Annotated in this window: 18 protein-coding genes; 12 read left to right on the plus strand and 6 right to left on the minus strand. The window is 71.8% G+C overall.

The genetic code is table 11. The annotated features are described in order from the left end of the window. Nucleotides 1-28: 28 nt before the first annotated feature. Both AB0L65_RS19175 and AB0L65_RS19180 read right to left on the minus strand, forming a co-directional pair. Nucleotides 29-1,138 (minus strand): DUF5925 domain-containing protein, encoded by a 1,110-nt coding sequence (locus AB0L65_RS19175; protein WP_355192100.1) that lies wholly within the window; start codon nt 1,136-1,138, stop codon nt 29-31. A gap of 66 nt (nt 1,139-1,204) precedes the next feature. Beyond that, the gene (locus tag AB0L65_RS19180) at nt 1,205-2,704 is read right to left on the minus strand and encodes a serine/threonine-protein kinase (protein ID WP_364246947.1); all 1,500 of its coding nucleotides are present in this window, start codon (nt 2,702-2,704) and stop codon (nt 1,205-1,207) included. Nucleotides 2,705-2,798: 94 nt separating this feature from the next. Here AB0L65_RS19180 and AB0L65_RS19185 point away from each other — a divergent pair, with 94 nt between their 5' ends. The 5 genes from AB0L65_RS19185 to scpA all read left to right on the plus strand — a co-directional run bounded on the left by AB0L65_RS19185 (nt 2,799) and on the right by scpA (nt 11,382). Beyond that, nucleotides 2,799-4,664, plus strand: coding sequence for a potassium transporter TrkA (locus AB0L65_RS19185; protein ID WP_364246950.1), 1,866 nt, complete (start codon nt 2,799-2,801; stop codon nt 4,662-4,664). A gap of 18 nt (nt 4,665-4,682) precedes the next feature. Then, nucleotides 4,683-5,621 carry an S-methyl-5-thioribose-1-phosphate isomerase gene (gene mtnA / locus AB0L65_RS19190; RefSeq protein ID WP_364246953.1) on the plus strand — a complete coding sequence of 313 codons (939 nt, stop codon included), beginning with the start codon at nt 4,683-4,685 and terminating at the stop codon, nt 5,619-5,621. A gap of 81 nt (nt 5,622-5,702) precedes the next feature. Next, nucleotides 5,703-7,406 carry a peptidoglycan-binding protein gene (locus AB0L65_RS19195; protein ID WP_364246956.1) on the plus strand — a complete coding sequence of 568 codons (1,704 nt, stop codon included), beginning with the start codon at nt 5,703-5,705 and terminating at the stop codon, nt 7,404-7,406. A gap of 101 nt (nt 7,407-7,507) precedes the next feature. Then, the gene (locus tag AB0L65_RS19200) at nt 7,508-9,238 is read left to right on the plus strand and encodes a methylmalonyl-CoA mutase subunit beta (protein WP_364246959.1); all 1,731 of its coding nucleotides are present in this window, start codon (nt 7,508-7,510) and stop codon (nt 9,236-9,238) included. Next, complete coding sequence (gene scpA, locus AB0L65_RS19205; RefSeq protein ID WP_364246962.1) at nt 9,235-11,382, plus strand: methylmalonyl-CoA mutase; 2,148 nt, start codon at nt 9,235-9,237, stop codon at nt 11,380-11,382. The genes AB0L65_RS19200 and scpA overlap by 4 nt, the downstream gene beginning before the upstream one ends. On the opposite strand, the gene AB0L65_RS19210 is transcribed toward scpA, so the two are convergent. Further along, nucleotides 11,376-13,418, minus strand: coding sequence for a protein kinase (locus AB0L65_RS19210; protein ID WP_364246964.1), 2,043 nt, complete (start codon nt 13,416-13,418; stop codon nt 11,376-11,378). The genes scpA and AB0L65_RS19210 overlap by 7 nt on opposite strands. Nucleotides 13,419-13,528: 110 nt before the next feature. Here AB0L65_RS19210 and meaB point away from each other — a divergent pair, with 110 nt between their 5' ends. From meaB to AB0L65_RS19225, 3 genes are all read left to right on the plus strand, one after another. Next, nucleotides 13,529-14,488, plus strand: a complete 960-nt coding sequence (gene meaB / locus AB0L65_RS19215) for a methylmalonyl Co-A mutase-associated GTPase MeaB (protein WP_364246966.1) — start codon at nt 13,529-13,531, stop codon at nt 14,486-14,488. Between the two features lie 86 nt (nt 14,489-14,574). Continuing rightward, complete coding sequence (locus AB0L65_RS19220; RefSeq protein ID WP_364246969.1) at nt 14,575-16,329, plus strand: long-chain fatty acid--CoA ligase; 1,755 nt, start codon at nt 14,575-14,577, stop codon at nt 16,327-16,329. Beyond that, complete coding sequence (locus AB0L65_RS19225; RefSeq protein WP_364246972.1) at nt 16,326-16,778, plus strand: thioesterase family protein; 453 nt, start codon at nt 16,326-16,328, stop codon at nt 16,776-16,778. Before AB0L65_RS19220 ends, AB0L65_RS19225 begins: the two co-directional genes overlap by 4 nt. Here the strand turns inward: AB0L65_RS19225 and AB0L65_RS19230 are convergent. Both AB0L65_RS19230 and AB0L65_RS19235 read right to left on the minus strand, forming a co-directional pair. Then, complete coding sequence (locus AB0L65_RS19230; RefSeq protein ID WP_364246975.1) at nt 16,696-17,769, minus strand: acyltransferase family protein; 1,074 nt, start codon at nt 17,767-17,769, stop codon at nt 16,696-16,698. The two genes, AB0L65_RS19225 and AB0L65_RS19230, sit on opposite strands and share 83 nt — an antisense overlap. Beyond that, on the minus strand, nt 17,766-18,386 hold the full coding sequence (locus AB0L65_RS19235) for a TetR/AcrR family transcriptional regulator (protein ID WP_364246978.1): 621 nt from the start codon (nt 18,384-18,386) through the stop codon (nt 17,766-17,768). The genes AB0L65_RS19230 and AB0L65_RS19235 overlap by 4 nt, the downstream gene beginning before the upstream one ends. 299 nt (nt 18,387-18,685) lie before the next feature. Between AB0L65_RS19235 and AB0L65_RS19240 the strand changes: the two genes are divergently transcribed. After that, nucleotides 18,686-20,836 (plus strand): CehA/McbA family metallohydrolase, encoded by a 2,151-nt coding sequence (locus AB0L65_RS19240; RefSeq protein WP_364246981.1) that lies wholly within the window; start codon nt 18,686-18,688, stop codon nt 20,834-20,836. On the opposite strand, the gene AB0L65_RS19245 is transcribed toward AB0L65_RS19240, so the two are convergent. Further along, entirely contained in the window at nt 20,815-20,982 is a 168-nt protein-coding gene (locus AB0L65_RS19245) for a hypothetical protein (protein WP_364246984.1), read from the minus strand. The genes AB0L65_RS19240 and AB0L65_RS19245 overlap by 22 nt on opposite strands. A 25-nt stretch (nt 20,983-21,007) precedes the next feature. On the opposite strand from AB0L65_RS19245, the gene AB0L65_RS19250 reads away from it, so the two are divergent. The 3 genes from AB0L65_RS19250 to AB0L65_RS19260 all read left to right on the plus strand — a co-directional run bounded on the left by AB0L65_RS19250 (nt 21,008) and on the right by AB0L65_RS19260 (nt 24,443). After that, nucleotides 21,008-21,529 carry a CGNR zinc finger domain-containing protein gene (locus tag AB0L65_RS19250; RefSeq protein WP_364246986.1) on the plus strand — a complete coding sequence of 174 codons (522 nt, stop codon included), beginning with the start codon at nt 21,008-21,010 and terminating at the stop codon, nt 21,527-21,529. A gap of 228 nt (nt 21,530-21,757) precedes the next feature. Further along, nucleotides 21,758-23,422, plus strand: coding sequence for an ABC-F family ATP-binding cassette domain-containing protein (locus AB0L65_RS19255; RefSeq protein ID WP_364246989.1), 1,665 nt, complete (start codon nt 21,758-21,760; stop codon nt 23,420-23,422). Between the two features lie 37 nt (nt 23,423-23,459). After that, nucleotides 23,460-24,443 (plus strand): hypothetical protein, encoded by a 984-nt coding sequence (locus AB0L65_RS19260; RefSeq protein WP_364246991.1) that lies wholly within the window; start codon nt 23,460-23,462, stop codon nt 24,441-24,443. Nucleotides 24,444-24,474: the final 31 nt, after the last annotated feature.

The following is a 24,474-nucleotide window of genomic DNA, read 5'->3' on the forward strand; positions in this document are numbered from 1 at the left end:
ACATGACCGCCTCTGACCGGCGCGCCGGTCAGAGGTACAGGCCCGTGGACTCGTCGCCCGGCTGCGGGGTGAACTCGCGGCCCGCGCGCAGAGCGTACAGCTGGGCCAGCGTCGCGCCCGACGGGCTCACCCCGTTGGCGGAGCCCAGCCAGGTGACGGCCTCGTCCTTGGTCAGCGGCCCGACCTCCACCTGCGCCAGGCAGCGGCCGGGGCGGACGACGGCCGGGTGGAGGCGGGCGAGGTCCTCGTTGGTGGTGATCGCCACCAGGACGTCCCGCCCCTGGCCGAGCAGGCCGTCGGTCAGGTTGAGCAGGCGCGAGAGCCCCTGGCCCGCCTGGGCCTTGGCGCCCGAGCTGATCAGCTCGTCGCAGTCCTCCAGGACGAGCAGCCGCCAGCGCTGCGTGTCCTCGTCTGAGTCGTAGCCGACGGCCACCTCCATCAGGTAGCCCGGCTCGTTGAACAGCCGCTCGGGGTCGAGCACGCAGTCCACCTGGCACCAGTCGTGCCACTGCTTGGCCAGCGTGCGCAGCAGTGTGGTCTTGCCGGTGCCCGGCTCGCCGTGCAGCAGGATCAGGCGGCCGTTGACGTCGGCGGGGGTGATCGACATCAGCCGGTCGAGGGCCGGGCGGACCTTGGCCGAGTAGTTCTTGTTGATCTCGTCCCAGGGCTGGGCCGTGATCGGCTTCTCCGAGCGGGTGCCGCCGTGCATGCCGCGCCACCAGAAGCCCATCTCGACGTGGTCCACCTCCGGCATGGCCTCTTCGGCGCCCTCGATGCTCTGCGCGAGCACGCTCTTGGCCAGATCCTCGTCCACGGCCGTGACGCTGACGGTGGCCGTGCGGTTGCGGTGTCGCACGACGCGCAGGGTCCAGCCCTCGCCGGCGATGAGCCGCGACTCCGAGCCGTCCTCGACCCGCGCCGTGCGCAGCAGCCGGCCGTCGGCCGGACTCAGCGGGGCGTCGGGGCGCACGCGCTCCAGATTGGCAAGGCGGGACCACGGTTGCGCACCCGTCGCGAACGGCGACAGCGCCAAGGCGTCGATGACGTCGATCGCGGAGTCGGCATCGTCGATCCAGATGTTCATGGGGAGCTCTGAAGACTCCCGGCTGGGGAACGGCACCTCCCTCATCACAGACATAACGTTAATGATCCAGCGTCCAGCCGTCACATGTCGAAGGGTTTTGCGGAAAATTCGTGGTATCGGTTAGCTCTTGGTCAGAGTGCCGGTCTGGGTGACGATGCCGGGGCCGGGCTCGTCCCGCCAGGTGTAGGAGAGGGAGTCGCCCTGCCTGGCGAGCCAGACGGTGCCCGGGATGCAGCCGCCCTCCATCGCCTCCAGCGAGAACGTCAGCCGCGACGCCTCCACCTGGGTCAGGATGATCATGCCGCGGCAGCTCGCGCCGGCGTCCTTCTCGCTCCACTGCGCGGTGGTCGCGCCCGGCTTCAGCACCACGGTGTTCTCGGCCCCGTCGGTGTCCATGGGGTTGGTGCTCTCCGTCCGGCCCGTCCACGTCCCCGCGTAGGCGGCGGGGATCTTGAGCTTCCCGCCGGAGGCGGTGGGGGTCGCGCTGCCGGAGGTGGCGGGCGTCGTCGGGGTGGCCGCTGGGGTTGAGGGCGGGGTGGACGGTGGGGTGGACGGCGGGGTGGACGGGGCCGGGGATTCCGGAGGGGTGGCCGAGGGGGAGCTGTCGTCCTGGTCCGCGAGCGGGGTCGGGGTGCTGTTCACGGAGAGGATCGTGACGACGGCCGCGGCGAGGGCGACCAGGCCCGCCAGCGCGCCGATGAGCAGGCTCCGCGAGCGGGGGCGCCCCGTCCCCTGGGTGGTGACGGCGGCCTGGGGGCGCGGCCCCGTGCGAAGGCCCTCGGGTACGGCGGGGTCCTGCGGGAGAGGGGCCGCCGGGGGGCCTTGCGGGGCGTTGGGGTTGACCAGGGACATCATCAGGTGCTGGGCCGTGGGCCGCCGCGACGGGTCCTTGACCAGGCAGGACGCGATCACCCCGCGCAGGCGCGGCGGCAGCGGCGACAGGTCCGGCTCCGCGTGGAGCACCCGGTGCAGCACGGCGGGCACGGTGTCCGCGCCGAACGGGCTCGTGCCCGTGGCCGCGAACAGCATCGACGAGGCCCACGCGAACACGTCGGAGGCGGGCGCGGCGGGCGAGCCGCTGATCTGCTCGGGCGCCAGGTAGGCGGGGGTGCCGATCAGGCCGGAGGTCATCGTGGCCGCCCCCTCGGCCCGGGCGATGCCGAAGTCCACCACCCTGGGCCCGTCGGGCCCGAGCAGCACGTTGGCCGGCTTGAAGTCGCGGTGCACGATCCCGGCCGCGTGGATGGCGGCCAGGGCGGTGGCCGTGCCGACCGCCAGGCGTTCGAGGTCGCCGCCGCGTAGCGGGCCGCGCTCGCGCACCCGGTCGGCCAGCGAGGGGCCGTCCACGAACTCGCTCACCACGAACGGCCGGGGCCCGTCGGCCGAGACGTCGAGGACCCGCGCGGTGCAGAAGGAGGCGATGCCCTCCAGCGCGTCCAGCTCGCGTGCCAGCCTGGCCCGCGTCTGCTGGTCACCGGTGCTCAGCAGCTTGATCGCGACCGGTTCGCCGGCGGCGGTGTGGGCGAGATAGACCACACCCTGCCCGCCCTCCCCGAGCCGGCCGGACAGGATGTACCCGCCCAGGGACGGCGGGTCGTCCGGTCGCAGGGGGCTCGCCATGGCCGATACGTTACCGGTCGCCATGCGCTTGTGAAGATCCACCGGTACCTTGGAGCGTTGGGCAAATCACACCTTAAGCGGAGGTATCGGGGAAGTGTCGAAGGCGACGTTCCGTGAAAGGACGCGTTACTGGTTCGACAACACCATGTCCAGGGGGACCGCCTCGTTGATCGGCTGGCTGGCCGTGGTGTCGGTGGGGCTGATCGTGGTCGTGGCCGGGCTCACGCTCTGGCTGGCGCCGAACGAGCCCGACGGCGTGAACGGCCCCGGACATGTGCTCTGGATCGCGCTCATGCACGCGCTGAACCCGGGCAAACTCGCCAGTGACAAGGGCTCGACCGCGTACATGGCCGTGATGTTCGCCGGGTCGATCGGCGGACTGTTCATCGTCAGCATGCTCGTCGGCCTGCTGTCCAACGGGCTCAAGCAGAAGGTGGACCGCCTGCGCAGGGGACGCTCGCGGATCGTCGAGTCCAGCCACACGGTGGTGCTCGGCTGGTCGGACCAGGTGTTCACGATCGTGGCCGAGCTGGCCAAGGCGCACGCCAGCCAGAAGGGCTCGGTCATCGCCGTCCTGGCGGAACGCGACAAGCTGGCCATGGAGGACGACATCCGCGAGGCCGTCGGGGACCTCGGCAGGACCCGGCTGGTCTGCCGCACCGGGCGGCCCACGGAGCCGCGCGACCTCGCGATGATGAACCTGGCCACCGCCCGTTCCGTCGTCGTGCTCTCGCCCGAGGGCGAGGACCCGGACGCGCACGTCATCAAGATCCTGCTCGCGCTGGCCAAGCGCCGCGGCGTCCATCCGCCGGTGGTCGCCGGGCTCACCTCCAGCCGCAACATCGCCGCCGCCCGCCTGGCCGGCGGCGAGGACGTGCACCTCGTCGACTCCGACGACACCGCCTCCCGGCTCATCGTGCAGTCCTCGCGCCAGTCGGGCATGTCCGTCGTCTGCATGGACCTGCTGAACTTCGACGGCGGCGAGATCTACCTGCGCACGCCCAAGAAGCTCATCGGCGTCACGTACGGCGAGGCGCTGCACGCGTACCAGACCGCCTCCGTCATCGGCCTGCGCCGGCCGACCGGCGTCGTGCTGAACCCGCCCATGGACACCGTCGTCAACGCCGACGACGAGGTCATCGTGATCGCCCACGACGACTCCCACATCCGCCTGGCCGCCGGCAAGCCGTCCATGGACGAGTCCGCCGTCGTCGAGGCGGAGGCGCCGCCCACCGAGCCCGAGCGCACGCTCCTGCTCAACTGGAACGGCCGGGCCGAGCAGATCGTCCGCTACCTCGACGGCTACGTGGCCCCCGGCTCGGTGCTGGAGATCGCCGCCGACCACCCCAAGGCCGGCACCGGCCTGGCGGGCCTGCGCCACCTCACCGTGAACGTCAAGGACTGCGACACCACCGACAGGTACGCGCTGGAGTCGCTCGGCGTCGGCCTCTTCCAGCACGTCATCGTGCTCTCCGACGACCGCTTCGCCGCCCACCACGCCGACACCCGCACGCTCATGACGCTGCTGCAGCTCCGCGACATGCAGAGCACGCTCGGCGAGCACTACTCGATCGTCAGCGAGATGCACGACGAGAACAACCGGGCCCTGGCCGAGGTCACCGAGGCCGACGACATCGTGATCAGCGACACCGTCATCGGCCTGCTGCTCGCCCAGCTCGCCGAGAACCGGCACCTGGCGGACGTGTTCGGCTACCTGTTCGACTCGCGCGGCTCGGAGATCTACCCCAGGCCCGCCGGCTCCTACGTCAAGACGGGGACGCGCGTGCACTTCTCCACGGTCGTGGAGTCGGCCAGGCGCAGGGGCGAGACCGCCATCGGCTACCGCAACGCCCTGGCGCGCAACGACCCGCCGCACTACGGCATCGTCCTCAACCCCGACAAGTCCGAGCCCATCGTCCTGAACAAAGGCGACTCGGTGATCGTCCTCGCCGAGCGGTAAAAACGTACAGTTTGCCGTGTGAGGACCATTGACTGGGTGGACGGCGCCGTCGAGCTCGTCGACCAGACACTGCTGCCCGACAAGTGCGTGACGCTGCGCATCCAGACCGTGGACGAACTGGTGGACGCCATCCGGCGGCTGGCCGTGCGCGGCGCGCCCGCGCTCGGCGTGGCGGGGGCGCTCGGCGTGGTGCTGGCCGACGGCGACCCCGCGCAGATCGCCAGGCTCCGCACCGCCCGGCCCACCGCCGTCAACCTCGCGTGGGGCGTCGACCGGGCCGCCGCCCACCTGCGGGAAGGCCGCGCGTCCGTGCTCGCGGCCGCGCTGCGCGTGCGCGACGACGACATCGCCGCCTGCGTGGCCATGGGGGAGCGCGGGGCCGACCTGCTCGAAGGCGACCGGCTGCGGATCATGACCGTGTGCAACACCGGCGGGCTGGCCGCCGTCGAACGCGGCACCGCGCTCGGCGTCGTGCAGACGCTCCACGAGCGCGGGCGGCTGACCGAGGTGCTCGCGCTGGAGACCCGCCCGCTGCTGCAGGGCGCCCGGCTCACCACCTGGGAGCTGGCCAGGATGGGGGCGCCGCACCGGCTCATCGCCGACTCGGCGGGGCCGTACCTGCTGGCCAAGGGCGAGGTGGACGCGGTGCTCATCGGCGCCGACCGCATCGCCGCCAACGGCGACACCGCCAACAAGATCGGCTCGTACGCCCTCGCGCTCGGCGCGGAGCGCGCCGGGGTGCCGTTCGTGGTGGTCGCGCCCGAGTCCACGATCGACCAGAACACCCCCACCGGCGAGCACATCGAGATCGAGGACCGAGGGGCGGACGAGGTCGTGACGGTCAGAGGTGTGCGCGTGGCGCCTGAGGGCACCCAGGCGTTGAACCCGGCCTTCGACGTGACGCCGCACGATCTCATCACCGCGATCGTGACGGACAAACGGGTGATCAGACCCTAGGTAAAATCACCCAACTTCAGGACCCGTCCGCATGCTCCGCGTTACGCTCGGTGGTCTCGACAGCGACTCTCGGAGCTCACCGTGGCCATCGACCTGGTGTTACGCAAAGACTGGAACGCCCGCTCGCCGCGCGGCGACTACACGCAGCTCGACTCCACCAAGGGAGTGAAGGTCCACTACACGGGCGGCAGGGTCGACCCCGGCATCGTCTCCGACCACAGCGGGTGCGTCTCGCTGGTGCGGTCGATCCAGGCGTTCCACATGGACGACAACGGCTGGATCGACATCGGCTACTGCGTCGACGAGGAGACCGAGCTCCTCACCCGGCAGGGCTGGAAGTCGTACCGGGACCTGCGCGTGGGCGACGTCGCGCTCACGCTCGACCACGACACGGGCATGTCCGAGTGGCAGCCCGTGCTCGAGGTGTGCGTGTTCCCCGCGATGGAGCGGGAGATGATCCGGATGGAGGGGCCCGCCCACTCCTCCCTGACCACCCCCCATCACCGCTGGCCCGTGGAGCGCCAGGCGGGGGAGGACACGCGGCGCCTGTGGGTGACCACCGAGACCATCGGTCACCGGGACCGCATCCCGGTCGCGGCGCCCTGCGCCGACCTGCCGGCCGAGGCGAAGTGGTCGGACGCCTTCGTGGAGCTGGTCGCGTGGTTCGCGGCCGAGGGCGCGTCGAGCGCGAGCGGGGTCGCGATCCACCGGTCGCGTCGGGACCCGGCGCATCTCATGCGCGTCCGCGCCGCGCTCCACGGGGTCTTCGGCCCTCCCGCCGCGGGCGCGTCCCGCTGGAGGGAGACGGTCAGGGACGATCTCGTCGAGTTCCGGCTCCCGGCCGACGCCGGACGGCAGCTGGTCGAGGTGGCGCCCGGCAGGGTGCCGGGGTACGCGTTCCTCCTGTCGCTGACCCGGGCCCAGCTCTCCCTGTTCCTGGAGACCTCCCTGACGGCGGGCGACGCCGGGCGCGACAGGCTCGCCCGCGGGGACCGGGCGGCGGCGGAGGCGTTCATGTTCGCCGCGCTGCTGTCGGGGTCGGGAGCGGCCATGAGCCGCCTGCCCGAGACGGGCATGTGGCTGACCACGATCCGGCGCCGGCACTCCGTCATGCCCCGACCGGCCCTGAGGATCCGGAGGGAGACCTACCGCGGCCGGATCTGGTGTCCCCGGACCGAGAACCAGAGCTGGCTGGCCCGCCGGGAGGGGACCGTCTACTTCACCGGCAACACCATGGTCGCCTGCCCGCACCGCAAGGTGTTCGAGGGGCGGGGCCCGCACCACCTGCCCGCCGCCAACGGCCCGGGGCTCAACGCCGGCCACTACGCGGTGCTGGGGCTCGTCGGCAACGCGGGGCTCGTCCAGCCGCCCGACGGGGTGCTGCACGCGATCCTGGACGCCGTCCAGTACCTGCGCGACAAGGGCCGCGCGGGCAAGGAGATCAAGGGACACCGCGACGGCTACTCGACCGACTGCCCCGGCGACCCGCTCTACGACTGGATCCGGAGGGGCGCGCCCCGGCCGGGCGGGACCCCGCCCACGGAGCCGACCGCGCCGCCGTTCCCCGGGCGGCCGCTGAAGTATCCGCCGGTCATGCACGGCGAGGACGTGCGCACCTGGCAGGCGCAGATGAGGAAGCGCGGCTTCGACCTGGCCGTGGACGGGGCGTACGGCTCCGGGTCGCGCGAGGTGTGCCGCAGGTTCCAGCGGCGGCAGGGCCTCGAGGACGACGGCGTCGTGGGCGCCCTGACGTGGCGGCTGACGTGGGAGGCGCCCGGATCCTGAATCTGGGTCCTGAATCTGGGGTGGACCGGGGTCAGCGACACACCGAGCCTGGGGTGGACCCGGGGTTACCGCACCTTCGCAGCTCCGCCTAGTATCCGACCATGGAACTGGCCACGGGGTTCGAGTCCATCTCGCGAGACGGCTGGCGGGCGCTGGCGGTCGAGGTCCTCCGCAAGTCGGGCATCGAGACGGAGGCGCCGGAGGAGGCGCTGTCCACCGCCACCTATGACGGGGTGACGGTCGCGCCGCTCTACGACCTGGACGACCTGCCCGGCGATCCCGGGCTGCCCGGCGAGGCGCCGTACGTGCGCGGGGCCCGCGGCACCCCCGGCTGGGACGTGCGCCAGCGGCACGCCGTGGCCGACCCCGAGGCGGTGCTGGCCGACCTGGAGAACGGGGTCACCTCGCTGTGGCTCGTCGTCGGGGACGGCGCCATCCCGGTGGACGCGCTGGGCGCCGTGATCGAGGACGTCTACCTCGACCTGGCGCCGGTCGTGCTGGAGGCCGGGGACCGGGTACGCGAGGCCGCCGAGGTCCTGTTCGGGCGCGGGAGCGCCGTGCGGGGCAACCTGGGCGCCTCCGCCGTTGAGGGTCCGGGGCTGGAGCTGGCCCGGCGCTGCGTCGACGGGTTCCCGGGGCTCAGGGCTATCACCGTCGACGCCACCCCGTACCACGACGCGGGCGGCAGCGACGCCGAGGAGCTGGGTTGCTCGATCGCCCGGGGAGTCGCCGAGCTGCGGGCGCTCACGGACGGCGGGCTCTCTGTCGAGCAAGCGCTAGGGCAGATCGAGTTCCGGTACGCCGCCACCGCCGACCAGTTCGCCACCATCGCCAAGCTGCGCGCGGCCCGCCGGCTGTGGGCCAGGGTCGCCGAGGTGTGCGGCGCCGCCGGGCACGGCGGCCAGCGGCAGCACGCGGTGACCAGTTCGGCCATGATGACCGCCCGCGATCCCTGGGTGAACATGCTGCGCACCACCCTGGCCTGCTTCGCCGCCGGCGTCGGCGGCGCGGAGGCGGTCACGGTGCAGCCGTTCGACGCCTGCCTCGGGCTGCCGGACGCCTTCTCGCGGCGCATCGCCCGCAACACGCAGGCGCTGCTGCTGGAGGAGTCGGGCCTCGGACGCGTCATCGACCCCGCCGGCGGCTCCTGGTACGTCGAGCGCCGCACCGCCGACCTCGCCGAACGCGCGTGGGCCTGGTTCCAGGAGATCGAGGCGGCCGGCGGGATCACCCGGGCCGCCGGGCTCGTGGCGGACCACATCGCCGCCACCCGCGCCCGCCGCGCCGACGACGTCGCCCACCGCCGCCTGCCCATCACGGGCGTGAGCGAGTTCCCGAACGTGCACGAGAAGCCGGTACGGCCGCCCACACCCGCGCAGGCCGCCTCCGAGACGGGCGGCCTGCCCCGGGTCCGCTACGCCGAGGAGTTCGAGGCCCTGCGCGACCTGGCCGACGCGCGGCCCGAGCGGCCCACGGTGTTCCTCGCCACGATCGGGCCCGTGGCCGCCCACACCGCGCGGGCCGCGTTCGCCGCCAACCTGTTCCAGGCGGGCGGGCTGGACACCGAGACCGCCGGTCCCGGGGCCGATCCCGAGCAGATCGCCACCGCGTTCGCCGTGAGCGGCGCCTCCGTCGCCTGCCTGTGCTCGACCGACAAGCTCTACGCCCAGCACGCCGCCGCCGTCGCCACCGCACTGCGCAAGGCCGGTGCGAGGAAAGTCTGGCTGGCGGGGAAGGGGGAGTACGAAGGCGTGGACGGAAACCTCTACGCGGGCTGCGACGCGCTGGCCGTGCTCCGCGAGACCTTCGACGACCTGGAGGTGACCCGATGATCCCGGACTTCTCCGGCATCCCGCTCAACGCCCTGCCCAAGGACGGGCCGCAGGCGCCGAAGCACGCCGGTGAGGTGTGGGAGACGCCGGAGGGCATCGGGGTCAAGCCGCTCTACACGGCCCACGACCTCGAGGGCATCGACTTCCTGCGCACCTACCCGGGCGTGGCCCCCTACCTGCGCGGCCCGTACCCCACCATGTACGTCAACCAGCCCTGGACCATCCGCCAGTACGCGGGCTTCTCCACGGCCGAGGACTCCAACGCCTTCTACCGGCGCAACCTCGCCGCCGGGCAGAAGGGTCTGTCCGTGGCCTTCGACCTGGCCACGCACCGGGGTTACGACTCCGACCACCCGCGCGTGGCCGGCGACGTGGGCATGGCCGGGGTGGCGATCGACTCCATCTACGACATGCGGCAGCTGTTCGACGGCATCCCGCTCGACCGCATGTCCGTGTCGATGACCATGAACGGCGCCGTGCTGCCCGTCCTCGCGCTCTACATCGTGGCGGCCGAGGAACAGGGGGTCGCGCCGGAGCAGCTCGCGGGGACCATCCAGAACGACATCCTCAAAGAGTTCATGGTCCGCAACACCTACATTTATCCCCCGACGCCGTCGATGCGGATTATTTCGGATATTTTCGCTTATACGAGCGAGAAGATGCCGAAATTCAACTCCATCAGCATTTCCGGTTACCACATCCAGGAGGCCGGGGCGACGTGCGACCTGGAGCTGGCCTACACGCTGGCCGACGGCGTCGAATACCTGCGGGCCGGGGTCGGCGCCGGGATGGACGTCGACCGGTTCGCGCCGCGGCTGTCGTTCTTCTGGTGCATCGGCATGAACTTCTTCATGGAGGTCGCCAAGCTCAGGGCCGCGCGGTTGCTGTGGGCCAACCTGGTTTCTGGATTTAACGCGAAAAATCCGAAATCGCTGAGCCTCCGTACGCACTCCCAGACCTCCGGCTGGTCGCTGACCGCGCAGGACGTCTTCAACAACGTGGCCCGCACCTGCGTCGAGGCCATGGCCGCCACCCAGGGCCACACGCAGTCCCTGCACACCAACGCCCTCGACGAGGCGCTCGCGCTGCCCACCGACTTCTCCGCCCGCATCGCCCGCAACACGCAGCTGCTCATCCAGCAGGAGTCGGGCACCACCAAGGTGATCGACCCATGGGGCGGCTCCTACTACGTCGAGCGCCTCACCCACGACCTCGCCGAACGCGCCTGGGCCCACATCCAGGAGGTCGAGGCCGCCGGCGGCATGGCCAGGGCCATCGAGGCGGGCCTGCCCAAGCTCCGCATCGAGGAGGCGGCCGCCCGTACGCAGGCCCGCATCGACTCGGGCCGCCAGCCCGTGATCGGCGTCAACAAGTACCGCGCCGAGAGCGACGAGGCCGTCGAGGTGCTCAAGGTCGACAACAGCGCCGTACGCGCCCAGCAGCTCGACAAGCTGGCCCGGCTCAGGGCCGAACGCGACCCCGGCGCCGTGCAGCGCGCGCTCGACGCGCTCACCAAGGCCGCCGACAACCCCGCGCCTGGCCTGGAGCACAACCTGCTCAAGCTGGCCGTGGACGCCGCCCGGGCCAAGGCGACCGTGGGCGAGATCTCCGACGCCCTGGAGCGGGTGTTCGGCAGGCACGCCGAGCAGGTACGTACCATCTCTGGGGTGTATCGCGACGAGTCAGGCCCCTCCGCCAACATCGAGCGCGTCCGCCGGGCGTGCGCCGACTTCGAGCGGGCCGAGGGCCGCCGCCCGCGCATCCTGGTGGCCAAGATGGGCCAGGACGGGCACGACCGCGGCCAGAAGGTGATCGCCACCGCGTTCGCCGACCTCGGCTTCGACGTGGACGTCGGCCCGCTGTTCCAGACGCCGGAGGAGGTCGCCAGGCAGGCGGTCGAGGCCGACGTGCACATCGTGGGCGTGTCGTCGCTGGCCGCCGGCCACCTGACGCTGGTGCCCGCGCTGCGCCGGGCGCTGGCCGACCTCGACGCCGGCGACGTCATGATCGTGGTCGGCGGCGTCATCCCGCCCGGCGACCACGACGAGCTGCGGGCCGCGGGCGCCGCCGCGATCTTCCCGCCCGGCACGGTGATCGCCGACGCCGCCCTCGACCTGCTCGACCAGCTGAGGAACCGTCAGTAGGTTCCCCGGTCGCACATCGTGACGGAGATCGTCCGCTGGGTGGCGACCGGGGACGTGATCCGGAGCGTGACGCGATGGACGCCGCCCGTGCTCTTGAGGCTCTGCGGCGAGGTCAGGAAGCGCTGGCCGTTCTCGGTGACGAGCGCCGACGAGCGGCCCACGGCGACGTTGTCGATGTACCAGGTGTAGCGGAAGGTCAGCGGCAGGCCCGTGCGCTGCACCATCGCCTGGAGCGTGACCTCGCCGCCGGTCCAGCAGTCGCCGTTCTTGGCGCCGCCCGGGCGGACGTAGACGAGCCTGAGCCGGCCGGCGGCGGGCGTGGCACTCGCCGTCGGGTTGCCGGTCGGGTCCGCCGTCGGGACGTTGCTCGGGGTGCCGACGGTCTGCGGGCTGGGCCTGGCGGTACGCGAGCGCCTCGGGCGCGAGGTGGGCGTGGACGCTGCCTCGGTCGTGGGCGCGGTGGTCACGTCGGAGACGTTCTTGGCCTTGGGGGTGGGCGTGGTGGGGGTGAGCCACATGATCGCGCCGGCCAGCGCCAGCACGGACACGCCGGCGACGCCCGCGATGAGCACGATCTTCACCCGCCGCCGCCCGGACCGCCGCGGCGGCTCGGGCGCCTGGGGCGGGGCCTGGGGCTGGGGCTGGGGCGTGCCCGGCACGAGGAGGTCGACCAGGGCCGAGTGCTGGGCCACCGACGGCTCGGCCACGACCTGCGCGGCGCCCGGCCCTTCGGCGGGCGGGAAGCCCGGCGGCGGCTCGGCGGGCGCGTGGTGCTGGAAGGCGGGGGGAACCGGGACCTCGACCGGAGCCGCCATCGGGAACGTCCCCGGCCCCTGGCCGTGCGGCGCGGTCGCACCCTGGTGGTGCGCGGCCACGCCTTGGTCGAAGTGCGCGGGCGAGCCCTGGCCGAAGTGCGGGCCTTGATCGACGTGGGCGGGCGCGGCCTGGCCGAAGGGCTGGCCCTGGTCCAGAGGTGCGGGTGCGTTCTGGCCGAAATGCGGGCCCTGGCCGTGGTGCGCGGGCGGAGCGGGCTGGCCCGCCACGGGCCGGCCCAGGGACTGGGGGTCGGTGCCGTGGCTCTGGCGCGAGGTCCTGCGCGGCAGCGGGGCCGCGGCCTGCTCCGCGGCCGGCTCCTGGGCGCGGGCCCGGCGCGGCGGCGTGTCCTGGTCGAGGGTGGCGTCGGGCGTGTCCTGCCAGGCAGCCAGCGGGGGATCGGGCCGGTGGGGCTGGGTCTGGTACGGCGCCGTCTGCTGGCGGGACGGCGCGGTCAGCCGCAGCAGCACGTCACGCATCGCGGGGCGGGAGCCCGGGTCCTTGGCCAGGCAGGCCAGCAGGATCTCGCGTACCGGCCCGCGCAGCTCGCCCATGCGCGGCTCGTCCTTCAGGATGCGGTTGATCACCGCGGGCAGCGAGTCGTCCCCGAACGGCGGCACCCCCGTGGCCGCGGAGACCATCACCGACCCCCACGCGAACACGTCCGCCGACGCCCCGCCCGCCTGCCCGGCGAGCTGCTCGGGCGCCATGTACGCGGGCGTGCCGACGAAGGTGCCGGTCGCCTTCACGCCGGTGCCGAGCGCCCCCGCTATGCCGAAGTCCACCACCCGCGGCCCGTCGGGCCCGATCAGGACGTTCGCCGGCTTGAAGTCCCCGTGCACGACGCCGGCCTGGTGGATGGCGTCCAGCGCGGTCGCGGTCGCCACGGCGAGCCGTTGCAGCTCCGCCCCGCCGAGCCGGCCGACCTGCTCGAGCGAGGCTCCGTCCACGTACTCGGACACGATGTACGGCCTGCCGCTGGTCGAGGCGTCGAGCACCTGCGCGAGGCAGAACGGCTCGACCTTGCGCGCGGCGGCGATCTCCGTGGCGAGGCGGCCGTCGACGGAGAGCCCCTCATGCAGCACCTTGACGGCGACCGGGGTTCCGTTGCGAGCCTGGCCGAGGTAGACGACACCGTGGCCGCCCGCGCCGAGCCGACCGACCAGCCGGTAGGGTCCCACCGTTGCCGGGTCGCCCTCGCGGAGGGGTTCGACGTTGGGCATGAGGGGAGTGACTCCTGTGACGGCTGAGATCAGAACTCCAGCACCCTACTGGCAAAAGTCAAGAATTGTCAGAGATTAGCTGATCAACTGGGAAGAAAGGGGTAAGCCGGGTGCACTCGCTGGAGGACTACGCCCGAGGCGTACGGGCCGGGTCCCGTACGTGGATCGCCCGCGCGATCACGCTGGTCGAGTCGACCAGGCCCGACCACAACGTCCTGGCGCAGCGGCTGCTCGTCGAGCTCACCCCGCTGTCCGGCCACGCGCGCCGGATCGGGATCTCCGGCGTGCCCGGCGTGGGGAAGTCCACGTTCATCGACGCGCTCGGCACGATGCTGACCGCGCAGGGCCACAAGGTGGCCGTGCTGGCCGTCGACCCCTCCTCCACCAGGACGGGCGGCAGCATCCTCGGCGACAAGACCCGCATGGCCCGCCTGTCGGTCGACCCCGCCGCGTTCATCCGCCCCTCGCCCACCTCCGGCACCCTGGGCGGCGTCACCAAGGCGACCAGGGAGGCCATGGTCGTCGTGGAGGCCGCCGGCTTCGACGTCGTGCTGGTCGAGACCGTCGGCGTGGGCCAGTCGGAGACCGCGGTGGCCGACATGGTGGACACGTTCCTGCTGCTCACGCTGGCCCGCACGGGCGACCAGCTCCAGGGCATCAAGAAGGGCGTGCTGGAGCTCGCGGACGTCATCGCGGTCAACAAGGCCGACGGCGAGTACGAGCTGCCCGCCAGGAAGGCCGCGCGGGAGCTGGCGGGCGCGCTGCGCATGCTCCGCTCAGACTCCACGCCGCCGCCGGTGCTCACGTGCAGCGGGCTCACCGGCGAGGGGCTGGACAAGCTCTGGCGGCACGTGCTGACCCACCAGGAGTCGATCGACCTGGCCGCCAAGCGCCGCGGTCAGCAGGTCGGGTGGACGTGGACGCTGGTGCGCGACCGGCTGCTGTCCGAGCTGCGCCACGACCCCGAGGTGGCGGCGATCACCGAGGAGGTCGAGCGGGAGGTCCTGGCGGGCGAGCTGACGCCCGCGCTCGCGGCCGACCGGCTCCTGTCCGCCTTCAAACGCCCCTGAGACGGGAAGCACGCGGCGCGCTGGTCTATCCCAAATGGTGGGATTGCTTTTAGAGTCGGCGTCAACACCGTCCAGGAGGTTCAGGCATGTCCAGCATTCCGTCCCTGCTGCGCGACCGGATCGCGGCGACCCCCGACGCGGAGGCGTACCGATTCCCCTCGGACGACGGCTGGGCCTCGCTGTCGTGGCGCGAGGTGGGCGACCGCGTGCGCGGGCTGGCCCTGGGGCTGGCCGGGCTGGGCTCGGGGCCCGGCAAGCGGGTGTCGATCCTCTGCTCCACCCGGGTCGAGTGGATCCTGGCCGACCTCGCGGTGCTGGCGACCGGAGCGGCCACGACCACGATCTACCCGTCCAACACGGCGGCCGAGTCGGCGTTCGTCATCACCGACTCCGGCAGCACGATCGTCATCGCCGAGAACGACGACCAGGTGGCCAAGCTCAGGTCCGTCCAGAAGGAGCTGCCCGACGTCACCCACGTCGTGGTCGTCGACGGCTCGCCCAGCGACGACGGCTGGGTGGTCACGCTCGCCTCCCTCAGCGGTGAGGGCGACTACGACGCCATGGTGGACGCCATCGCGCGGGACGACCTGGCCACTCTCATCTACACCTCGGGCACCACCGGCCGCCCCAAGGGCGTGGAGCTGACCCACGACAACTGGCTCTACGTCTCCGAAGCCGTCCGCGGGCTCGGCATACTCTCCGTGTCCGACCTGCACTTCCTGTGGCTGCCGCTGTCACACTCGTTCGGCAAGCTGCTGGAGGTCGTCATGATCGACATCGGCGTGCCGACCGCGATCGACGGCCGCCTCGACAAGATCGCCGAGAACCTCGGCGTGGTCAAGCCGACGTTCATGGCCGCCGCGCCGCGCATCTTCGAGAAGATCCACAACACGGTCGTGGCCACCGTGCGCCGCGAGGGCGGGATCAAGCTGCGCATCTTCGACTGGGCGAAGCGGACCGGCATCCGGGTCGTCAGGGCCCGCCAGCGCGGGGCGGACATCCCGGTCACCACCCGGATCGAGCACTCCCTGGCCGACCGCCTGGTCTTCGCCAAGCTCCGCGACCGGTTCGGCGGCCGGATCCGCTTCTTCATCTCCGGCGCCGCCCCGCTCTCGCAGGACATCGCCGAGTTCTTCGACGCGGCGGGCCTGACGATCATGGAGGGGTACGGGCTGACCGAGTCGTCGGCGGGCAGCTTCCTCAACCGGCCGGAGTCGGTGAAGTTCGGCACGGTCGGGCCGCCGCTGCCGGGCACCGAGGTCCGCATCGCCGACGACGGCGAGGTCCTCATCGGCGGGCGCGGCATCATGCGCGGCTACCACGGGCTGCCGGAGGAGACGGCCGGGGCGCTGGAGGAGGGCTGGCTGCACACCGGTGACATCGGCGAACTCGACGAGGCCGGACGGCTGCGCATCACCGACCGCAAGAAGGAGCTGATCAAGACCTCGGGCGGCAAGTACGTCGCGCCCACGTACCTGGAGGGCCGGATCAAGGCGGCCTGCCCGTACGCGTCGCACGTCTTCGTGCACGGCGACCGGCGCAACTACGTCACGGCGCTGGTCACGCTCGACATGGACGTCGTCAAGCCGTGGGCCCAGGCCGAGGGGCTGCCGTCCGACCCCGAGGAGCTGCGCGAGCACCCGCGCGTGCGCGAGGAGGTCGGGCGGGCCATCGACCAGGTCAACGCCGACCAGGCCAGCTACGCCACGGTCAAGAAGTTCGCGATCCTGGCGGAGGACTTCACCGTGGAGACGGGCGAGCTGACGGCCAGCCTCAAGATCAAGCGCAAGGCCGTCGAGGAGCGCCACGGCAAGACCCTCGACTCCTTCTACGACGGGTGAGCGATCCCGTCGTGATCTCCCACCTGCCGGTGCGGCCGAGGCACTGCGACGCCCAGGCCATGATGCACGCCTCCCGCTACTACGAGTACATCGAGGACGCGTTCCTCGACTGGATCGGGGCCCGCGGCGGCTACGACCGGCTCCGGCGGGAGGGCGCGGACCTGGTGGTCAAGGCGAGCGGGTGCGAGCACCACGCGCCCGCCCGCCTCGGCGACGTGCTGGCCGTGGAGAGCGCGCCGGCCAGGGTCGGCACCACGTCGATCACGATGACGTTCACGATGCGGCGCGGGGACGAGCTGGTGGCCGTCGGCACGGTCACGTACGTGTGCGTCCGCGACGGCCACCCCGCCCCGCTCCCCGCGATCCTCACAGGACCCGCTTCGCCCCCGGCAGCGACCGCACCAGGTACGCCAGCGACCAGCACAGCGGCAGCGCCACCACCAGCATGATCGCGAACTTGACGACCGCGACCGCCTCCAGCGGGCGCAGCGCGTAGCCGATGGCGACCAGCACGAGCGGGTGGATGATGTAGACGGTGAAGGCGTGGTCGGACAGGAACCGCCCGCGCGGCCCCTGCTCGGCGAAGCGCTCCCGGAAGAGCACCGCCAGCCCGATGATCATGCTGACCGCGAAGGCCGACTCCCAGGTGGCCGTCAACGCCGACGAGAGCTGCCCGCCGGTCATCCGCGAGAGCGGCAGCAGCACGGCGCTCGACACACCCGCCACGACGAACCCGAGATGCCCCGCCCGCGCGGGCAGCGTCTCGAACCAGCCGCGCCTGAAGGCCGCGCACCCGAGGGCGAACATGGCGACGTACTGCGGCAGGAAGTCCGGCGTCGGCAGCCCGAGCACCGGCACGTACGTGCCGGTCGGCACCGGGATGCGCCACAGGAACGTGGCGAGGGACAGGCCCAGGACGAACAGCACGACCGACCGGAGCCGCAGCGGCTCAGGGCGCGGATCGGCCGCCGGCCGCCGGCTCCGCCACCACGCGTACACCAGCGCGAAGACGATCAGCACCTCGGCGAACCACATGGGCCCCGGGTCCCACGAGCCCAGGTAGTACTGCCAGTAGGGCAGCTCCGGGCGCTGCGCGAGCCCGCCGAAGTTCACCAGCGGCCGCAGCAGGACGAGGAAGACGAGCAGCGGGATGCCCAGCCGCACCAGCCGGTCCCGCACGAAGGCGCGCGAGCCCTTGCGGTCGTACGAGCCGGGGGTGAAGAAGCCGGAGATGAGGAAGAAGAACCCCATGAAGAACGCCTGGTTGAACACCACCAGGATGTCGAGCGCGACCCCCGAGGGGTCCCTGGCGGGCTCGGTGTAGAACCAGAGGGGGATGTTCCCGTACGTGACCGCGGCGTGGTGGGCCACCACCAGCGCGGTCAGCACGATCCGCAGGTTGTCGATCGAGTGGAGCCGGGTCCTCGGCTCGGTCTTCATTTCCTGCATGCCCTTTCGAAGAGGTCGGCGAGTTCGCGCGCGTGCGCGTCGAGGTCGTGGTCGGGATAGGCGGCCCAGTAGCCGAACATGCTGTCCATGGCGGCCGACACCGAGACGGACATGACGCGGAGGTCGAAGTCCCTGAACTCGCCGGTGCGCTGCCCGAGTTGGAAGATCATCTCGATTGCCCGGTAGATCTCCTCGCTGGTGTGCACGCCGTAGCGGGGTTTGCCGTCGGCGCCGCGCAGGTTGTTGAAGATCTCGCCGAGCGCCAGGATCTTCGAGCGGTGCTTGCGCATGTGCGCGGCGTTGGCGACGAAGTACGTCCGCAGCAGGGCGCCGGCCCCCTCCACACCCTCCATCGCCGCCACCACGTGATCGGCGGCCTCCGTGTAGGCGCGGGTGACGACCTCCTCCATCAGTTCGTCCTTGCCGGCGAAGTGATAGGAGATGACGCCCTTGCTGATGCCCGCGTGCTTGGCGATGCGCGCAAGGGACGCCTGGGCGAACCCGACGTCGGCGATCACCTCCACGGCCGACGCCACGATCTGCGCGCGCCGGGCCTCCTCGATGAACGAACGGCGCTTCCGGCCGTCCGGTTCAATTTCTGACCGCATGGCCAAAATTTAACACATACGGCCAGAAACGGCGACGCTCGTCGCCTCGCGCCTCAGCTCAGCCGGGACCGATAGACCGCCCTGGCCTGTTCCAGCAGGGACACGTGCCCGGCGAGCCGACAAGGCGCGCGAAAATCGTGGTCGGGGCGCTTATTGCCGTGTTCAGTGCGCCTAAGGGAATACTCGGGAGTACAGATCTTCTCCCCAGGACAAGGTTTCCGATCCCTGGCACTCGCCTCAAAGGACTGCCGTTCGTGACCCATGTCACGATGACGCGCGAGCGACAGGGAGGGGCGCGTATGTGTGCCGAGCCAGTGCTGCCCGAAAGCGTGGCGGGCGCGTTGGAGGAGTACGGACGGCTGCTGGCCGAGCACGGCATCACCTGGGGTGAGCCGGAGATCCATTACGTGAAGTTCTTCGCCAGACGCAGGGTGCTGCCGTCCGCACTGTTCGAACGGTTCTGGCGGCTGGTAGTCGAGGCGGTCGCCGAGAGCCATCCGGGCGAGCCGCACGACCGGCTCGGGGCCCACCTGGCCGAGCCGGACTACGACAGGGTGCTGCGCGACACCCTCGGCGGTGAGCTGCCCCGGCACCTCGCCGCCGTACGGGTCGGGCCCGAGGGGGTCCGGCTCGAAGGGGCGCCGCGGATGGTGCTGCTCCCGCCGCGCCCGAACCGCCGCGTGAGGAACAGCCTGCGGTGGACGCGCAGGCTGCCGTTCGTCCCGCTCGCCGAGCCGCCGCCCGGACGCGGCGAGGAGCGGATGTCACTGCTCATCGACTCGAGGCGGGATGAGGCCTGCATGGTCAGCGTGAACGAGACGCAGCGACGGATCGACCCCGGCGGCGCCTGGCTGGTGGAGGTGGATCACGACAGCTCGGTCATGGTGGACGGCGTGCGCATCGAGCTGGACACCCTCCTGCGCCCCACCCAGGCGGCCAGGCTGCGGCTGGTGGCGGGGATGCCGTGCCGGTGGAGCGTGACGAGCGAGGACGGCAGCGGCTGGTTCCCGCGCGACACCCCCAACCGGTACGACTACCACGGCCGCCCCTACTTCCACGGCGACGACATCGTCCTGGAGGTCCCCTGCGTGCCCCTGACGATCACGGTCGCCAGGGGCATGGAGTACGGCGAGGCCAGCCTGGAGCTCGAACCGCGGCCGGGTGAGGAGCGCCTGGTCGAGCTCGCCCCGCAGCGCATCTACGACGCGGCCGCGCGCGGCTGGTACGGCGGCGACATGCACGTACACCTCAACTGGGCGGGAGACCTCGTCGGCGCGCCCGCGGACGCCGCCGCGGCACAGCACGGCGAGGACCTGCACGTGCTCAACCTCCTGGCCGGCAACGTCTCCGGCAGGCGCGTCTACGACCGCGAGGCGCTGGAGCACTGGACGGACGTGGACCTGCCGTGGTCCGATGCCACGCACGTGGCCAGGATGGGCGTCGAGTACCGCAACGACCTGCTCGGCCACGTCTACGCGTTCGCGCCGCGCGCCGCGCCCGGCCGCTACCACACCGGGTTCGCGGGGGACGCCGACTGGCCGCCCAACGCCGACGGGCTGCGGGAGCTGCGCGGGCTCGGCGCGCTCGTCGGCTACAGCCATCCCTTCCGCACGCCGATCGCCGACGGCGACCCGCCCAAGGGCATCGTGTCGCCCGTGTGGCGCAACTGCGCCGCCCGTGAATTGGTCGCCGACGTCGCGCTCGGGCTCGTGGACAGCCTCGACGTGCTCACGCACGCCTCGATCCCGTCCACGGCGGCGGTGTACCGGCGGCTGATCGGCGCGGGCAACCGGCTCGCCGTGACCGCGGGCACGGACGCGATGATCTCCTTCACCCGTTCCGACAACCAGTCGAACCCGCCCGGCTGGGCCCGCGTCTACGCCCAGGTCGAGGGCGCGCTGACCGCCAGGTCGTTCGCGGCGGCCGTACGCGCGGGCCGGACGTTCGCCACCACCGGCCCCTGGCTGGAGCTGTCGGTGGCCGGCCACGGCCCGGGCCACGTGATCCAGGCCCGTAAGGGGCAGCGCGTCCGCGTCACGGCCACTGCCGTCGGCACCGAGGTCTCCGCTGTGCGCATCCGCACGGCGGAGGGCGTGCGGGCCGAGGCCACGCGGCTGACGGACGAACCCGGGCGGGCCCCCGACGAGCCGCTGATCGCGACGGCCGACCTCACGGTGGACGCGTCCACGTACGTGGTGGCCGAGGTCCTGTGCGACCGGCACCCCCGCACCCTGGCCTCCACCGGGTACGCCCTGAGCAGCCCCGTCTACGTTGAGGTGGACGGGCGGGGGGTCGCCCGGCGCGAGGACGTCCTGTGGTGCCTGGAGTGGCTCGACCTGCTGGAGGAGCTCATCAGGCAGCACGGCCGCCTGGCCGGTGCCTACCAGTTCGGCGACCACGTGTCCCTGCTGGAGCAGGCCAGGGCGGTCTACCGGTCCCGGCTGAGGTGAGGCATGGAGACGGTGGCGACCATGCCCGAGGTGCGCACCTCCCACACGCCGCAGGCACACCGCAGGTAGGAGACCGTGCCCTCGGAGGTGCGGTGGGAGGAGACGACGGCCAGGGCCAGGGGGTCGTGCAGGTGTCCGGAGTGCATGCTTCCAATCTGCTGTAATGGACTTATGCATTTCAACGCTTACGGTGGCAACGGGGCGGCCCTCGCGGCGGAGCTGGTGAACGCGACCGACTTCAGTCCCGAGGCGGTCGAGGCGATGCTGACCGAGCACCGCCTGGTTCGCACCGTCGTCACGGCCGAGCAGGCCGAGGAGCTGCGGGTGTGGGCGGGGCGGCTGTCGCCGGTGTTCGGGGAGCGGGACCAGGACACGCAGATCAAGCTGATCAACGATCTGCTCGACGTCACCGCGTCCAAGCCGTACATCAGCGCGCACGACGGGCGCGAGCCGCACCTGCACTTCTTCGACCCCAGCGCGGACGTGGTGTCCAGGGCGAAGGACACCACGGCCGGCGGGCTGGCCATGGCCATGTCGTTCGCGGGCAGGCACCGGCTGGGGCGGTGCGACCGCGACGGGTGCGAGATCGTCTTCGTCGACACCTCCCGCAACGGACGGCGCCGGTTCTGCTCTCCCGCCTGCGCCAACCGGGTCAACGTCGCGGCACATCGGGCGCGCGGCCTTGCGGGGTGATCGAGGCGTCGCATACTCTTTGGAGTCTTATCGCCGAGCCCTGGGGGCAGTTGACGTGAGGATCTGAGGTCGCGGGCACCGCGCCGTTCCGCCCTGTCGTGGGCATGCGCGCACACCTGGACCTCCTGGCGATCCTCGTCGCCCCGAATCCTCTGCTTGTGTTGCGCGCGTTTGCGGTGATTTCCCGCCAAGTCACGAAATTTCGATCTTTGTGACGGGAGCCGCCTTATGTCTTTTTCCATTGTTGTAGATCACGTGTCCTTCGGCTGGCCGGACGGCACCAAGGTGCTCGACGGGCTCGACGCCGCGTTCCCCGCGGGACGCACCGGGCTCATCGGGACCAACGGGTCGGGCAAGTCCACCCTGCTGAAGGTCATCGCGGGGGAGCTGGCCCCCCGGCCCGGGTCCGTGTCCGTCTCCGGCGAGATCGGATACCTGCCGCAGAACGTCCCGCTGGGCGCCGGCCGTACCGTGTCGGACCTGCTGGAGATCAGCGCGACGCGGGCGGCGCTGCACGCCATCGAGAGCGGGGACGTGGCCGAGGAGCACTTCGCGGCCGTCGGCGACGACTGGGACGTCGAGGAACGCGCCCGCGCGGAGCTCGACCGGCTCGGGCTGGACCACGTCGGGCTCGACCGCACGGTCGGCACGCTGTCCGGCGGCGAGACCATCATGGTCGCGCTCGCCGCCCAGCTGCTGAAACGGCCCGAGGTGCTGCTGCTCGACGAGCCCACCAACAACCTCGACCTCGACGCGCGAGAGCGGCTCTACGCCGCGGTCGCGGCCTGGCCGGGCGTGCTGGTGGTGGTCAGCCACGACCGGGCGCTGCTGGAGCTGGTGGACCACATCGCAGAGCTGCGCGACGGCGCCGTGCGCATGTACGGGGGCAACCTGAGCGCCTACGAGGAGCAGGTCGCCGCCGAGCAGGAGGCCGCCCAGCGGATGGTACGGACCGCGGAAGGCGAGATCCGCCGCCAGCAGCGGGAGCTCATCGACGCCCGCACCCGGATCGACCGCAGCCAGCGGGCCGGCCGGAAGGCGTTCGAGAACAAGAAGGCGCCGAAGATCGTCGCCAACGCGCTCAAACGGAAGGCCCAGGTGACGGCGGGCAAGCAGCGCAACCTCGCCATCGAGAAGCTGGAGGAGGCGCGCGGGCGGCTGACGGAGGCGGAGCAGGCGGTGCGGGACGACGCGGAGATCCGCATCCAGCTGCCGGGCACCGAGGTCCCGGCCGGCCGCACGGTCCTGACCCTTCCCCTGGCCCCGCCCCCGGGTCAGGGCACTCCCGAAGCCGGTGCCTCCGAGCGCCGTCGCGTTCCCGAGGACCACGAGGCCGGTGAGGAGGAAGTGGAGGGCGATGCGCGCGGCGTGGTGCTCGAGACGCTGGTGGTGCGCGGTCCCGAGCGGATCGCGTTGCTGGGCCCCAACGGCTCCGGCAAGACCACGCTGCTCAGGCGGATCGTCGAGCACGGCGCCCACGTCCCGGTGCGCTACCTGCCGCAGCGCCTCGACCTCCTGGACGACGCGCTGAGCGTGGTGGACAACGTGCGGGCCGTGGCCCCGTCCGCCTCCGTGAACGACGTCCGGGCCCGCCTGGCGCGCTTCCTGTTCAGGGGCGAGCGGGCCAACCAGGCCGTCGGCACGCTGTCGGGCGGCGAGCGCTTCCGGGCGACGCTGGCCGCGCTCCTGTCGGCCGAGCCGCCGCCCCAGCTGCTCCTGCTCGACGAGCCGACGAACAACCTGGACATGGCCAGCGTCCGCGAGCTCTCCCAGGCGCTGAACGCGTACCGGGGGGCGCTCGTCGTGGCCAGCCACGACGTGCCGTTCCTGGAGACGATCGGGATCACCCGGTGGCTGCGACAAGATCGCAATGCCGGACTGTCCGAATCCTGATTGACGGGCAGGGATCAACCGGACGATAGTGTGACAGGTGGCTGGACCCCGGTTGATCTCCTGCGTTCTCGCCCTGGCAACCCTCACGCTCAGCGCGTGCTCCACGGCGTTACCGTCCCCGACCGGAGGCGAGCCGAAGGTCAGCGGGGTCGCCGGCGGCAACGGCGGCGGCGTGCCCGCCGGCGGCGGCACGGCGGCGCAAACCCCGAGCCCGGCCGCGCTCACGGCCGAGGCCTACAAGGGCGAGCTCCAGAGCAGGCACAAGTCGATGGCGGACGCCATCAGCGCCCTGGCGGGCGCGCGCGGGGTCAAGGCCCTGGACCAGCGCGTCGGCCGCGCTGAGCAGGCGCTGAGCGGGGCGGCGGACGCGCTGGCCGCCATCACCCCACCCGACGCCGTACGGCCCCAGCACGACGCGTACGTGGCCAGCCTGCGCGACTTCGCCGGCGAGCTCGGCTCCACGGCGGGCAAGGTCGGCGCGCGGAACCTGTGCACGTCCTCGGCCGTCCTCATCGACCTCGACGCCAAGCTGGCCGCGCTCGACAAGGCGGGTGCGGCCCTGCAGAGCGCCGGCGACTACCCGGCCGACGTCGTGAGCGTGAAGGCCGGCAAGAAGCAGACCAGACGGCTGAAGAACGGCTCGTTCATCAAGAGGGCCACCTTCAACGGCCGCAGCTCGCTGGAGATCGACAACGGCGGCACCCGCGACTCCGTGGTGACCATCATGAAGGGCGGGAGCAAGTCCTTCAGCGTGTACGTGCGCAAGAACGCCAAGTTCAAGGTCAAGGGCGTGCGCGACGGCAGCTACAAGGTCTACTTCACGCACGGCGTGGACTGGGACGGCAAGAGCAGGTCGTTCACGCGTGACTGCAGCTTCGAGAGGTTCCAGAAGTCGGTGACGTTCAAGACGACGTTCACCGCCACGCAGATCCGCTGGCACGACTGGCGGATCACGCTGCACGCGATCGCGGGCGGCAACGCCCGCACCTCGCCCGTGGACCCCGACGACTTCCCGGGCTGACCCGCGGATCCGGACCGCAGGACGCGCGAAG

The sequence above is a fragment of the Nonomuraea sp. NPDC052116 genome, assembly GCF_040680035.1.
GTDB lineage: Bacteria > Actinomycetota > Actinomycetes > Streptosporangiales > Streptosporangiaceae > Nonomuraea > Nonomuraea angiospora_A.